The organism is Cupriavidus agavae (assembly GCF_004217045.1).
In the GTDB taxonomy this organism is placed as follows: domain Bacteria; phylum Pseudomonadota; class Gammaproteobacteria; order Burkholderiales; family Burkholderiaceae; genus Cupriavidus; species Cupriavidus agavae.
The window spans coordinates 80,977-94,437 of the sequence record NZ_SGXM01000003.1; the positions used below are offsets into that span (position 1 = coordinate 80,977).

At 66.7% G+C, this 13,461-nt stretch carries 13 protein-coding genes; 7 read left to right on the top strand and 6 right to left on the bottom strand.

Translation table 11 applies throughout. The features are described from left to right. Nucleotides 1-42: 42 nt before the first annotated feature. The 4 genes from EV147_RS14250 to EV147_RS14265 all read left to right on the top strand — a co-directional run bounded on the left by EV147_RS14250 (nucleotide 43) and on the right by EV147_RS14265 (nucleotide 5,720). Nucleotides 43-1,218, top strand: a complete 1,176-nt coding sequence (locus EV147_RS14250; RefSeq protein ID WP_130391874.1) for a LysM peptidoglycan-binding domain-containing protein — start codon at nucleotides 43-45, stop codon at nucleotides 1,216-1,218. Nucleotides 1,219-1,260: 42 nt separating this feature from the next. Then, a complete protein-coding gene (dprA, locus tag EV147_RS14255) occupies nucleotides 1,261-2,379 on the top strand; it encodes a DNA-processing protein DprA (protein ID WP_130391875.1) in 1,119 nt (372 codons plus the stop codon). Nucleotides 2,380-2,415: 36 nt separating this feature from the next. Continuing rightward, nucleotides 2,416-2,823: a thioredoxin family protein gene (locus tag EV147_RS14260; protein WP_130391876.1), complete on the top strand. Its 408-nt coding sequence runs from the start codon at nucleotides 2,416-2,418 to the stop codon at nucleotides 2,821-2,823. A 161-nt stretch (nucleotides 2,824-2,984) separates the two neighbouring features. Continuing rightward, the gene (locus EV147_RS14265) at nucleotides 2,985-5,720 is read left to right on the top strand and encodes a DNA topoisomerase III (protein ID WP_130391877.1); all 2,736 of its coding nucleotides are present in this window, start codon (nucleotides 2,985-2,987) and stop codon (nucleotides 5,718-5,720) included. A 75-nt stretch (nucleotides 5,721-5,795) separates the two neighbouring features. Here the strand turns inward: EV147_RS14265 and EV147_RS14270 are convergent, their stop codons facing one another. Then, entirely contained in the window at nucleotides 5,796-6,722 is a 927-nt protein-coding gene (locus tag EV147_RS14270) for a LysR family transcriptional regulator (protein WP_130391878.1), read from the bottom strand. A 191-nt stretch (nucleotides 6,723-6,913) separates the two neighbouring features. Here EV147_RS14270 and EV147_RS14275 point away from each other — a divergent pair, with 191 nt between their 5' ends. Continuing rightward, the gene (locus EV147_RS14275; RefSeq protein WP_130391879.1) at nucleotides 6,914-7,165 is read left to right on the top strand and encodes a hypothetical protein; all 252 of its coding nucleotides are present in this window, start codon (nucleotides 6,914-6,916) and stop codon (nucleotides 7,163-7,165) included. A gap of 63 nt (nucleotides 7,166-7,228) precedes the next feature. On the opposite strand, the gene EV147_RS14280 is transcribed toward EV147_RS14275, so the two are convergent. The 5 genes from EV147_RS14280 to EV147_RS14300 all read right to left on the bottom strand — a co-directional run bounded on the left by EV147_RS14280 (nucleotide 7,229) and on the right by EV147_RS14300 (nucleotide 10,976). After that, complete coding sequence (locus EV147_RS14280; RefSeq protein ID WP_130391880.1) at nucleotides 7,229-7,615, bottom strand: type II toxin-antitoxin system VapC family toxin; 387 nt, start codon at nucleotides 7,613-7,615, stop codon at nucleotides 7,229-7,231. After that, nucleotides 7,612-7,875, bottom strand: coding sequence for a type II toxin-antitoxin system Phd/YefM family antitoxin (locus tag EV147_RS14285; RefSeq protein ID WP_130391881.1), 264 nt, complete (start codon nucleotides 7,873-7,875; stop codon nucleotides 7,612-7,614). The genes EV147_RS14280 and EV147_RS14285 overlap by 4 nt, the downstream gene beginning before the upstream one ends. A gap of 122 nt (nucleotides 7,876-7,997) precedes the next feature. Further along, the gene (locus EV147_RS14290; protein WP_130391882.1) at nucleotides 7,998-8,438 is read right to left on the bottom strand and encodes a hypothetical protein; all 441 of its coding nucleotides are present in this window, start codon (nucleotides 8,436-8,438) and stop codon (nucleotides 7,998-8,000) included. 235 nt (nucleotides 8,439-8,673) lie between these two features. Continuing rightward, complete coding sequence (locus tag EV147_RS14295; RefSeq protein WP_130391883.1) at nucleotides 8,674-8,868, bottom strand: YbdD/YjiX family protein; 195 nt, start codon at nucleotides 8,866-8,868, stop codon at nucleotides 8,674-8,676. Between the two features lie 35 nt (nucleotides 8,869-8,903). Further along, a complete protein-coding gene (locus EV147_RS14300) occupies nucleotides 8,904-10,976 on the bottom strand; it encodes a carbon starvation CstA family protein (RefSeq protein ID WP_130391884.1) in 2,073 nt (690 codons plus the stop codon). 385 nt (nucleotides 10,977-11,361) lie between these two features. On the opposite strand from EV147_RS14300, the gene EV147_RS14305 reads away from it, so the two are divergent. Further along, nucleotides 11,362-12,744: a cache domain-containing protein gene (locus EV147_RS14305; RefSeq protein WP_130391885.1), complete on the top strand. Its 1,383-nt coding sequence runs from the start codon at nucleotides 11,362-11,364 to the stop codon at nucleotides 12,742-12,744. Further along, nucleotides 12,741-13,439 carry a response regulator gene (locus EV147_RS14310; RefSeq protein WP_130391886.1) on the top strand — a complete coding sequence of 233 codons (699 nt, stop codon included), beginning with the start codon at nucleotides 12,741-12,743 and terminating at the stop codon, nucleotides 13,437-13,439. The genes EV147_RS14305 and EV147_RS14310 overlap by 4 nt, the downstream gene beginning before the upstream one ends. The last annotated feature ends 22 nt before the right edge of the window (nucleotides 13,440-13,461 follow it).

The window sequence follows — 13,461 nt, forward strand, 5'->3', positions numbered from 1 at the left end:
ACCTAGGGTCAATCCGGTTGGTCTCCCGACCGGTTCAGGAAAATGCGCGATCTTACCAAACAACAGGCGGCGTCGGGCCGCAGGCTGCACGCGTTCACCCTCGTCATGTTGAGTGCTGCATGCGTCACAGCAGGCGCCGCCGCAGCCGTCCAGGCTGCGGAACTGGCCGTCTCGCCCGCGCAGCGCGCCGAGGCCGACGTCACTGCCCAGCAGGGTATCCCCGTTTCGGAACTGGCATCCGGCGCGCCGAGCCAGTACACGGTGCGCTCGGGCGACACGCTCTGGGGCATTTCGGGCAAATACCTGCGCCAGCCGTGGCGCTGGCCGGCGCTGTGGGGCATGAACCGCCAGCAGATCCGCAATCCGCACCTGATCTATCCGGGCCAGATCCTGTATCTGGTCCAGCGCGATGGCCGCGCCTATCTCTCGACCACCGCGCCCGGCGGCGTGGCGGGCGGCGATGTCCGCCTGTCGCCGCGCGTGCGGGGCGATGGCGACAGCGGCAACGCGATTCCGAGCATACCGGCGTCCGATATCGAGCCGTTCCTGATGCGTCCGCTCGTGGTGGACCAGCAGACCGTGGCCACTTCGGCCCGCATCGTGGCGCTGCCCGACGCCCGTGTCTACATGGGCCGTGGCGATACCGGCTACGTGCGCGGCATTGCGCCGACCGACAGCGTGGGCAGCGACTGGCAGGCCTTCAAGCCGGCCCAGCCCGTCTACGACCCGGTGAGCAGGGCCGTCCTCGGCTACGAGGCGCAGTACCAGGGCAACGTACGGCTGACGCGCGGGCCCGAGGGCCCCGATGCGGTGTCTACCGTGCAGGTCACGCAGTCCCCGCAGGAAATGGGCGCGGGCTCGCTGCTGCTGCCGCAGCCGGCGCGCGAGGCCGTGCGCTATGTGCCGCACGCGCCGGACACCAACGTCCAGGCCCGCATCGCGGCGGTCTATGGCGGCGTGGAGTACGGCGGCGCCAAGCAGGTGGTGGTGCTGAACGTGGGTGCCAATGCCGGGCTGGAGCCGGGCCACGTGCTGGCGCTGTCGCGTTCGGGCGGCAAGGTCAAGGATTCCACCGACCGCAACCGCACGATCACGCTGCCCGATGACCGCTACGGGCTGGCCTATGTCTACCGCGTCTTCCCGGGCATTGCCTACGCGCTGGTGACCGATGCCACCAACGTGATGAAGGTGGGCGACCTCGCCACGACGCCGCAGTGACCGGCCGGGATGGCGCCCCGTGCGCCGTCCTGCCGCTTGCCGATGACCGTATCGACCTGCGACCCCGCTGACGTCGCCGCCTGGGTCCGCCTGACCACGACCCCCGGCGTTCCGGCCCGCACCGCCCGCAACCTGCTGGCGGCGTTCGGCCTGCCCCAGGCCGTGCTGGCCCAGGACGCCGCGCGCCTGCGCGAAGTGGCCGAGCCTGCTGCCGTGCGCGCCCTGCTGGGCCCGCCTGACGACGCGATGGCTGCCCGCATCGCCCGCACCTGCCAATGGCTTGACGCGCCAGACCACGCTTTCGTGACGATGGCCGATGCCGGCTACCCCGCGCGGCTGCTCGACCTGGCCGACCCGCCGCTGGCGCTCTATATCAATGGGAATGTGGCAAGGCTGCAGGCACACGCGCTCGGCATCGTCGGCGCACGGCACGCCACGGCACAGGGCGTGCGCAACGCGCAGGGGTTTGCGCAGGCGTTTTCGCGGGCTGGCCTGGCCGTGGTCTCGGGGCTGGCGCTCGGCATCGACGCGGCCGCCCACGCCGCGGCGCTCGAAGGGCCGGGCAATACCGTGGCCGTGGTGGGGACCGGCGTGGATATCGTCTATCCGGCCCGGCATCACGGTCTGGCGCACCGCATCGTCGATGCGGGCGGCGCCATCGTCAGCGAGTTTCCGCTGGGTACGCCGGGGCGGGCGAACCACTTTCCGCGCCGCAACCGCATTATCGCGGCGCTCGCCCGGGGCGTGCTGGTGGTGGAGGCGGCCGAGCGGTCGGGGTCGCTGATCACGGCGCGGCTGGCGTCCGAGATCGGGCGGGAGGTCTTTGCGATTCCGGGATCGATCCACGCCGAGCTTTCGCGCGGGTGCCACAGGCTGATCCGCCAGGGCGCCAAGCTCGTGGAAGCGCCCGAGGACGTGTTCGAGGAGTTCGCCGATCTGGGTACGCGGCCGGCTCCGGCCATGCCGGCGCGGGCCTGCGCCGCGCCGGAGACGGCGGCCGACCTGTTCGGCGGCGCGCTGTCCTATGATCCTGTCACGTTCGACACCCTCTGCGAGCGCAGTGGGATCGACGCCGAAGCGGTGTCTGCGGCACTTCTCCAGTTGGAGCTGGAGGGCGCGGCGGAGCGGCTGCCGGGCAACCGTTACCGGCGTCTGGCATGATCCGCGGTATTGCGTTCGCCTCATACTTCTCTTGCAATGGCCGTTTACTACCCCGAACAGGACCCCGGCGCCGTCAGCCGGGCGCTGGCCGAGCGCCCCGGCGGCCGGCTGGTGGCCTGTCTGTGCGCCGACTGGTGCGGCACCTGCAAGCAATACCAGGATGGCTTTGCCGTGCTGGCGGCGCGCTACCCGAACGACTGTTTTGTCTGGATCGACGTCGAAACCCACTCCGACACGCTCGGTGAGGACATCGACATCGAAAATTTTCCTACTGTATTGATTCAGCCTGTTGCAGGCGGGGCACCGCATTTTTACGGAACGGTGTTGCCACACCTCGACGTGCTGGACCGGATGCTCGCCAGAGGCGCCGCCATGCCGGCGGCGGCATCGCAATTTCCTGAAGTGCTGCCCTGGCTACTTGGCCAAGGCACCGGAAACGGCTGAGGCCGGGAGCCATGCGGCGAGGGGGGCGGCTTGCACGCCCGTCGAAACCGCGCTTATTATTGGCGCCTCAAAGCCCAGGCGTGCTGTTTACATAGTTTGCCGTGAATTTCAAGAGGTGCAGGCTGCTCATTTCGGAGCGCCGCGCCACAAGGACCCGTTGAATGTCTAAAGCCCTCATCATCGCGGAAAAGCCATCGGTTGCCGCCGATATCGCGCGCGCCCTCGGGGGCTTTGCCAAGCACGACGAATATTTCGAGAGCGACGACTTCGTGCTGTCCTCGGCCGTGGGCCACCTCGTCGAGATCGCGGCGCCTGACGAATATGAAGTCAAGCGCGGCAAGTGGAGCTTCGCCAACCTGCCGGTGATTCCGCCGCACTTCGACCTGCGCCCGATCGCCAAGACCGAGTCGCGCCTCAAGGTGCTGAACCGCTTGATCAAGCGCAAGGACGTGACAGGTCTGATCAATGCCTGCGACGCGGGGCGCGAAGGCGAGCTGATCTTCCGCCTGATTGCGCAGCAGGCCAAGGCCAAGCAGCCGGTGCGCCGGCTCTGGCTGCAGTCGATGACGCCGCAGGCCATTCGCGACGGGTTTGCCGCGCTGCGCGCCGACGAGGAAATGATGCCGCTGGCCGACGCCGCGCGCTGCCGCTCCGAGGCCGACTGGCTCGTGGGCATCAACGGCACGCGGGCGATGACCGCGTTCAACAGCAAGGGCGGCGGGTTCTTCCTGACCACGGTGGGCCGGGTGCAGACCCCGACGCTGTCGATCGTGGTGGAGCGCGAAGAGAAGATCAAGCACTTCGTGCCGCGCGACTACTGGGAGGTCCGTGCCGAGTTCATCGCCGCGGCGGGCCTGTACGAGGGCCGCTGGTTCGATCCGAAGTTCAAGAAGAACGAGTTCGACCCCGAGGCGCGCGAATCGCGCCTGTGGAGCGAGGCCGAGGCCAAGAGCATCGTGGCCGCGTGCCGCGACAAGCCGGGCACGGTCAGCGAGGAATCGAAACCGTCCACGCAGCAGTCGCCGGCGCTGTTCGACCTGACCACGCTGCAGCGCGAGGCCAACTCGCGCTTCGGCTTCTCGGCCAAGAACACGCTGGGCCTGGCCCAGGCGCTGTACGAGAAGCACAAGGTGCTGACCTACCCGCGTACCGATGCCCGCGCGCTGCCCGAGGACTACCTGGACACGGTCAAGCAGACCATGGAAATGCTGGCCGACAGCTCGCCGAACTACCTGCCGCACGCCAAGAAGATCCTGTCGAGCGGCTGGGTCAAGCCGAACAAGAAGATCTTCGACAACAGCAAGATCAGCGATCACTTCGCCATCATCCCGACGCTGCAGGCACCGAAGAACCTGTCGGAGCCCGAGCAGAAGCTGTACGACCTGGTGGTGCGCCGCTTCCTGGCCGTGTTCTTCCCGGCTGCCGAGTTCCAGGTCACCACGCGTATCACCGAGGTGGCCGGCCACCACTTCAAGACCGAGGGCAAGGTGCTGGTCAATCCCGGCTGGCTAGTGATCTACGGCCGCGAGGCGCAGGGCAAGGACGACAAGGACGCCAACCTTGTTCCGGTGCAGAAGGACGAGAAGGTCAAGACCGACAAGGTGGACGCCGTGGGCCTGACCACGCGCCCGCCGGCCCGCTATAACGAAGCGACACTGCTGTCGGCCATGGAAGGCGCCGGCAAGCTGGTGGACGACGACGCGCTGCGCGAGGCCATGGCCGGCAAGGGCCTGGGCACGCCGGCCACGCGTGCGGCCATCATCGAAGGGCTGCTGACCGAGAAATACCTGGTGCGCGAGGGCCGCGAGCTGATTCCGACGGCCAAGGCGTTCCAGCTGATGACGCTGCTGCGCGGGCTGGGCGTGCTGGAACTGACGCAGGCCGAGCTGACCGGCGAGTGGGAGCACAAGCTGTCTCAGATCGAGCGCGGCCGGCTCAAGCGCGACGAGTTCATGCGCGAGATCGCGCAGATGACGCAGCAGATCGTCAAGCGCGCCAAGGAATACGACAGCGACACCATTCCCGGCGACTACGCCACGCTGGACACGCCGTGCCCGCAGTGCGGCGGGCAGGTCAAGGAGAACTACCGCCGCTTTGCCTGCACGAACTGCGAGTTCTCGATCAGCAAGATTCCGGGCGGGCGCCAGTTCGAGATCGAGGAAGTCGAGGAACTGCTGCTGAAGAAGGAAATCGGTCCGCTGCAGGGCTTCCGCAGCAAGATGGGGCGCCCGTTCGCCGCCATCCTGAAGCTGGCTCATGACGACGACGGCAACTGGAAGATGGAGTTCGACTTCGGCCAGAACGACGACGACAGCGATGGCGAGCCGGTCGATTTCAGCGCGCAGACGCCGCTGGGCCACTGCCCCAAGTGCAATGGCTCGGTCTACGAGCACGGCATGAAGTACGTCTGCGAGCACGCGGTGGGGCCGGAGAAGACCTGCGACTTCACCACGGGCAAGATCATCCTGCAGCAGGAGGTGTCGCCCGAGCAGATCGGCAAGCTGCTGTCGGCCGGCCGGACCGACCTGCTGACGGGGTTCAAGTCGTCGCGGACCGGTCGCAACTTCAAGGCGTTCCTGGTCAAGCAGCCGGACGGCAAGATCGGCTTCGAGTTCGAGGCCCGCGAACCCAAGGCGGGCAAGCCCGGCGCGAAGACGGCAGCCAAGGCCGCCACGAAGGGCGCGGACCACGACGAGGCAGCCGAGGCGGCGCCGGTGAAGACCGCGGCTGCCAGGAAGGTGCCGGCCAAGAAGGCGCCTGCGAAGAAGGCCGCGGCCAAGACGGCGGCGACCAAGACGGCTGCGACCAAGACGGCTGCGAAGACTGCCGCCGCCAAGGCGCCTGCCGCCAAGAAGGCGCGCGCATCGAGCAAGCAGACGGCGGACGCGGAAGAGTAACCGCTCACCTTCACCGGTGGCGGAAAACGGAACGGCGAGGTGTGAACCTCGCCGTTTCGCCATTCCGGGTGCCAGTCATTGCCGGCCGGGCGGCTCGGGTTCGGCGTCGCCGGCGCGCTGCTTGCCTTCTTCGAGCAGGAAGTCGATGAATGCGCGCACCTTGGTCGGCAGGAATTTCCGGCTCGGGTAGACCACGCTGACGTCGCGGCGCGGCAGTTGGTACTGCGGCAGGATGTGCATCAGGCGCCCCGCCTCGATGTTGGGGCGCGCCAGGTAGGACGACAGCATCGCAATGCCCATGTCGGCCAGCGCCGCCTGGTGCGCCAGTTCGGCGTTGCTGCAGAGCAGGCCGGGCCGGATCGGCACGGTGACCTCGCCTTCGGGGCCCGACAGCGTCCACTCGTGCTCGGCAGTCGGCAGCCGCATGGCAATGGCACGATGGCTGGTCAGGTCGTGGGCGGTGCGCAGCGGCGGGTGCTCGCGCAGGTATCCCGGCGACGCGCAGAGCACGATCTCAGCCGAAATCAGCGGCCGCGCCACCAGGTGGGAGCCGAGGCCGAGGTCGGACAGCATCACGCCCACGTCGCGCCCTTCTTCGACGATATCGACCATGCGGTCCGACAACTGCACGTCGAACACGATCTCGGGGTACAGGCGGTGGAAGCGTTCCAGGATCTGCGGCAGCAGATGCAAGCCGAACATCACCGGGGTGATGAGCCGTAACGTGCCGGACAGCGACTGGCTGCGCGCGGTGACGATCGATTCGGCCTCCTCGACGTCTTCGAGGATCTGGGCGCAGCGCTGGAGGTAGGTCTCGCCGGCGTCGGTCAGCGACAGGCTGCGGGTGGTGCGGTTCAGCAGGCGGGTGCCCAGGTGGCTTTCGAGATCGGCCACGTAGCGGGTGACCACGGCATTGGACATTTCGAGTTGCTGCGCCGCACGGGCAAAGCTTCCCAGCTCCACGACCTTGGCGAACACGCGCATCGATTGCAACCGATCCATGGCACAGTCCCCCGTCTTCGCCCTGAACTTTTCCCCGATAGGGATGATTTATTGTCGAAACAACAATCAATCATTGTGGATCGGGCTATTTATGCATATCAGGGAAATGCCTAATATCCCTTCATTCGATGCCGCAGCGCAGCAACAGCACGTGAATCCGGCATCCACAGTGAAAGTGAAGGAAAGATATCATGAAGCGCCAGATTGCCCTGATTGCCGCCCTGACCGTTGCCCTGTCGGCTGCGCCCGCCTTTGCCAAGGCCGGTAACTTCGACCCCTACACCGACGGCGCCAAGGCCACGAAGTTCGACCCGTACACGGACGGCGCCAAGGTCGGCAAGTTCGACCCGTTCACCGATGGTGCGAAGTCGGGCAAGTTCGATACGTTCACCGACGGCGCCAAGGCCCCGTTCGACGTGTTCACGGACGGCGCCAAGCTGTAAGCTTTCCCCCCGCAGGACAGAAGAAGCCCGTACCGGTTGGTGCGGGCTTTTTGTTTTTTGGGGTCAAACGACGCGAGTTGTTGGACGGTACGCGGTCATCTTCGCATCGGCCGTCACGAGGGTCATGCCCTCGGTCAGTGCTTGCGCCACGAGCATTCGGTCGAACGGGTCCTTATGGCCAGGGCACATGGCCAAGCCGTCCAGCGTCCGTATATGGAATCTGTTGATGTCCAGCGTACGGTATCCGCAAATATCGAAAACGGTCGACGCTTGCGTGGCGGTCACGTCTAGCTTGCCGTTCGATGCCTTGACCCCGATTTCCCAGAGACTAATGACAGAAACATAAATCTCATTGCTTGCATCGCCGATCAGCGCGGCCGCGGCGGACGGAAGATTCGCCGATCCCTTTGCCGCCCATAGCGCAATGTGAGTATCCAACAGGAGCTTCAACGTCCATCCCCCAGGAACCTGGCCGCAATCTCGTCATCGCTCTCGTTGAACTGCTCCAACGTAAGGTCATCCACTTGGGATCCGAGCAATGCCCGGCCTCCACCGATCCGCTGCGAGACTGTACCCACCGGCATGGGAATGAGCCGCGCAGCCGGCTTGCCATTCCGGGCGATGATGATTTCTTCCTGACTTCCGGACTCGATTGCTTCAACCAGCTTCGACAACTGGGTCTTGGCGTCGTGCATGTTGACGGTCAGCATCCCACTTCTCCTAGCTAATACACTTAGCTAGTCTAATGGAAGATCTCTGCCTACGCTATGAGACGACTCTCAAAAACGAAAACGGGCTCCGAAGAGCCCGTTTTCATGCCTCACCGCGCAAATCAGTCACGGTAGTGGCGATGACGGTGCTTGTGCTTGCTGCGCTTGTAGTAGCGGCGGTCGTCGTCGTAGGAGTTGCTGCGCGAGACGTTGCCGCCCAGGGCGGAGCCTGCCGCGCCGCCAAGGCCGGCGCCGATCAGGCCGCCGGTGCGGCCGCCCATGGCGTTGCCCGCTGCCGTGCCGGCGCCGCCGCCGAGCGCGCCGCCGATGATGGCGCCCGTGCGTTCGCGCTTGCTCGACGTCAGGGCGCCGCCGGCGCCGCCGCCTACGGCACCGCCGAGGATGGCGCCGGTGCTGCCGCCCAGTGCGCCGCCCACGGCTGCACCTGCCACGCCACCCAGGCCACCGCCCAGTGCGTTGTTCAGATCGCCGCCTGCGAACGCCGGCAGAGCTGCTGCCGAGAGCGCAAGGGCCAGAGTCAGGTTGCGGAGATGACGCGACATCGTATTTTCCTTATTTGGTGTGTATCTGGAACCGGAGTGTAGAGAAGGAGCCCTGCTGTTGCTGTAACCAGATGTGAGGCCCTGTAACCCGCTCCGGAAACGGTATCGGCGCGTTAAAAGTTGATGCTACGGCGCCACACGGTGCAATCTGGCGTCACAAATTGACCGGCCGACCCAGGTAAAAAAAACGGCTCCCGCATGGGAGCCGTTTCCATGGTGGCAAGGGCCGCCAGCGTCAGCAGCACTTCCCTTGCCCGCCGCCGTAGCGGGCTTCCTGGCGTTCGCGGAAGAATTCCTCGTACGTCATGGGTGCCCGGTCGGGGTGGGTGGCCTCCATGTGGGCCACGTAGGTCTGGTAGTCGGGCAGGCCGACCATCAGCCGCAGCGACTGTCCCAGGTAACGTCCCATGGTTCCGATCTGTTCGAGCATGATGGTGGCCTCCGTGAGCCTTTGGTCAGGATGGATCAGGACTGCGCCGACGCCTGCGCCGGCAGCGGTTCGAACGGGGTCTCGCGGTCTGTGCGCTTCGAGGCGCCGCGCGCCTGCAGCGCGGTCTTGAAGCCGTAGAACACGATCGACAGCACCACGAACATGAACAGCGCGCACAGGCCGGCGTCCAGGTAGTCGTTGAACACGATGCGGTGCATCTGCTCCATCGACTTGGCCGGGGCCAGCACCTTGCCTTCGGCAATGGCTGCGCTGAACTTCTCGGCGTGCGTCAGGAAGCTGACCTTCGGATCCGGATGGAACAGCTTCTGCCAGCCGGCCGTCAGCGTGCAGATCAGCAGCCAGCACGTCGGCACCAGCGTCACCCACGCGTACTGGCCGCGCTTCATCTTGACCAGCACGCACGTGCCCAGCACCAGCGCCACGGCGGCCAGCATCTGGTTGGAGATACCGAACAGCGGCCACAGCGTGTTGATGCCGCCCAGCGGATCGACCACGCCCTGATAGAGGAAGTAGCCCCAGGCCGCCACGGTCAGGCCGGTGGCGATCAGGTTGGCGGTCAGCGACTCGGTCTTCTTGAGCGCCGGCACGAAGCTGCCCAGCAGATCCTGCAGCATGAAGCGGCCGGCACGGGTGCCTGCGTCGACGGCGGTCAGGATGAACAGCGCCTCGAACAGGATGGCGAAGTGGTACCAGAACGCCATCATGGCCTGGCCGCCCACCACCTGGTGCAGGATGTGCGCGATGCCCACGGCCAGCGTCGGGGCGCCGCCGGCGCGCGAGATGATCGTATTTTCGCCAACATCCTTGGCGGTCTGGATCAGCACGTCAGGCGTGATCACGAAACCCCACGTAGAGACCGTGGCGGCCACGGCTTCGGGCGAGGTGCCGATCACGGCGGCCGGGCTGTTCATGGCGAAGTAGACGCCCGGCTCGATGACCGAGGCGGCCACCAGCGCCATGATGGCGACGAACGACTCGGCCAGCATCGCGCCGTAGCCGATGAAGCGCGCGTGGGTTTCGTTCTCCAGCAGCTTGGGCGTGGTGCCCGACGAGATCAGGGCGTGGAAGCCCGACACGGCGCCGCAGGCGATCGTGATGAACAGGAACGGGAACAGGTTGCCCGACCACACCGGACCGCCGCCCGCCGCGAACTGGGTCAGCGCCGGCATCTTCAGTTCGGGGGCCACGATCAGGATGCCGATGGCCAGCGCGATGATCGTGCCGATCTTCAGGAAGGTGGAGAGATAGTCACGCGGCGCGAGCAGCAGCCACACCGGCAGCACGGCGGCCACGAAACCGTAGCCGATCAGCATCCAGGTCAGCGCCTTGCCGTCGTACGTGAACAGCGGCGCCAGCGTGGCGCTCTCGTGCACGTACTGGCCGCCGATGATGGCCAGCATCAGCAGCACGAAGCCGATCACCGACACCTCGCCGATGCGGCCCGGGCGGATGTAGCGCGTGTAGATGCCCATGAAGATGGCGATCGGGATCGTCACGGCCACGGTGAACGTGCCCCACGGCGAATCGGCCAGCGCCTTCACCACGATCAATGCCAGCACCGCCAGGATGATGATCATGATCATGAAGCAGCCGAACAGCGCGATCATGCCGGGCACGGTGCCCATTTCGGACTTGACCAGGTCGCCCAGGCTGCGGCCGTCGCGGCGCGTGGAGATGAACAGGACCATGAAGTCCTGCACCGCGCCGGCAAACACCACGCCGGCCAGCAGCCACAGCATGCCGGGCAGGTAGCCCATCTGCGCGGCCAGCACGGGGCCCACCAGCGGCCCGGCGCCTGCGATGGCAGCGAAGTGGTGGCCGAACAGCACCGCCTTGTTGGTCGGCACGTAGTCCAGGCCGTCGTTGTGGCGCCACGCGGGCGTCATGCGTTTGGGGTCGAGCTGCATCACCTTGTCGGCGATGAAGCGGCTGTAGTAGCGGTAGGCGATCAGGTAGATGCAGAGCGCGGCAACCACGATCCACAGTGCGCTGACGGCTTCACCGCGCCCCAGCGCGACAGTGGCGAAGGCAAACGCGCCGAGTACGGCGACGGCCAGCCACAACAGGTGTTGTCCGATGCGATTCATATTGAAGGGTCTCCTCAGACCGGCTGAAAAGTACCTGCGTCGACAGACGTTTCGGGGCAGCGGGGGCGGTGCCGGATGCGGCCGCCGACGATCGCGCGGAAAAGGGAGGTCTCCTGGATGTCTGCGGCGCCCGGTCTGTACTCGTCTGGTCCCGGATCTGGTCGTGCAGGCAGGCAGTGCATCCGGGATCGGCGAAGTCGCCCGGGCCGCGGTGCACCTACTGCGTCGATTTGCGCAACGGGCAAGCCCGGGCGCGAACCGGCGTGTAGTATTGACACCCGCCCATGTCGGCACAAGCGCGAAACTACGCAACAAGCTTGCGTAGTAGTACGTACACCGACGAAGTCAAGCGGCCTCCCGGCATCGGTGTTTACCCCCGGTACAGATGAAACTCCGCCAAAAGATCCTTTTGCTCGCCGTCGCGCCGCTGGCTGTTGCGATGATGGGCATCGCGCTGGCCGTGAAATTCCAGGCCACGGCGCTGGCGCGCCACGAGCGCGCGCTGGTGGAATCTGCCTATCTGCAGAGCAAGGAAACCGAACTGCGCCACTACGTTGACCTGGCCAGGAGCGCGATTGCGCCAATGGTGGAATCGGGCCGCACGGACGCCGCCACGCGTGCGGCGGCCATGGCGGCGCTGGCCCGGCTCGACTATGGCCCCGACGGCTATTTCTTCCTCTACGACCTGCAGGGCCGCAACCTGATGCACCCGCGCCAGCCCGAACTGGTGGGCCAGGACCTGTGGCTGATGCGCGACCCCGAGGGTGCGCTGACGATCCAGAAACTGATTGCGGCGGCCCGTGCCGGCGGCGGCTCGGTGCGCTACATGTGGCAGAAGCCGTCGTCGCAGCAACTGGCGCCCAAGCTCGGCTACGTGGTGGCGGTGCCGGGCTGGAACTGGATGCTCGGCACCGGCATCTACCTCGACGATGTGGAGCAGACGCTGCGCCGGCTCGACGCGCGCGCCGAGACCGATATCCGCGAAACCATGGCGTGGATCGGCGTGATCGCGGCCATCAGCATCCTGCTGGTGGCGGCCAGCGGGCTGGCCCTCAATATCAGCGAGCACCGCGAGGCCGACGCCAAGCTGCGGCAACTGGCGCAGCGCGTGGTGCAGTCGCAGGAGGAGGAGCGGGCGCGGCTCTCGCGCGAACTGCACGATGGCATCAGCCAGTTGCTGGTGTCGGTGAAGCTCGTGCTGGAGGCGGCCACCAACCGCATCCGCACGGCGCCGTCCGAAGGCGCGGCGGTGGCGCCGATCCTCGGCATGGCACTGAACCGGCTGGACTCCGTTTTCAATGAAGTACGACGTGTGGCGCACAACCTCCGCCCTGCCCTGCTCGATGACCTGGGCCTGTTCGCCGCGCTGGAGCATCTGGCGCGCGAGATGCAGGCCGGCAGCACGCTGACCGTGGCGGTCACGCAGGACGGCGCGCCGCGCCCGCTTGGCGACGAGCAAGCCACGGCGCTGTTCCGCATCGCGCAGGAGGCGCTGACCAACGTGGAGCGGCACGCCCACGCCACGCATGTCGCGGTGCAGCTCGAATACGGAGCGTCCGCCACGCGGCTCACCGTGCGCGACAACGGCACCGGTTTCGATGTCGCCCGCATGCAGCACGATCCGCTGCGCGGCATCGGCCTGCGCAACCTGCGCGAACGCATGGCCGCGCTGGGCGGCCAGTTCGACGTGGTATCGACGCCCGCCGGCACGCGGCTCGTGGCCGCGCTGCCCCTGAATTCCCGTATGCCCGAACTTTCGCTGTCATGACCGATTCGCACCACGAAGACCTCGCCACCGTTTCCTCCGGCGCCCCGGCCCGCGTGCTGCTGATCGACGACCACGCGCTGGTGCGCGACGGCATGCGCATGCACCTGTCCCTGCAGCCCGGACTGGAGGTGGTGGGCGAGGCCGACGATGGCGAGGGGGCGCTGGCGTGGCTGGCCAGCGCGCCGCCGGGCAGCCTGCCCGAACTCGTGATCACCGACATCGGCATGCGCGGCATGGGCGGCATTGCGCTGGCCGGGGCGTTGCACGACCGGTATCCGGAACTGGCCGTGCTGGTGGTGTCGATGCACGACAACCTCGAGTACGTGCGCCAGGCCGTGCGGGCCGGTGCGCGCGGCTATGTGCTCAAGGACGCGCCGGCCGACGAGCTGATGGCCGCCATCCAGGCCGTGCTGGCGGGGCGCGTGTTCTACAGCGCGCGCATCGCCCGGGGCATGGCGGAACTGGCCGCCAGCCCGGTGGACGCGCTGACGCCGCGCGAGCGCGACATCCTGCACCGCATCGGGCAGGGCCTGGCCAACAAGGAAATTGCCGCCCAACTGGGCGTGTCGGTGCGTACCGTCGAGACGCACCGGCTCAATCTGAAGCGCAAGCTCGCCATCGAGGGCCGCGCCGGACTGGTGCGGTATGCGGTGCAGCAACTGGGCGTGGAAGGCGACGGCGGACCGTCTGCGTAGCGAACACAGGTTCGAATCGGGT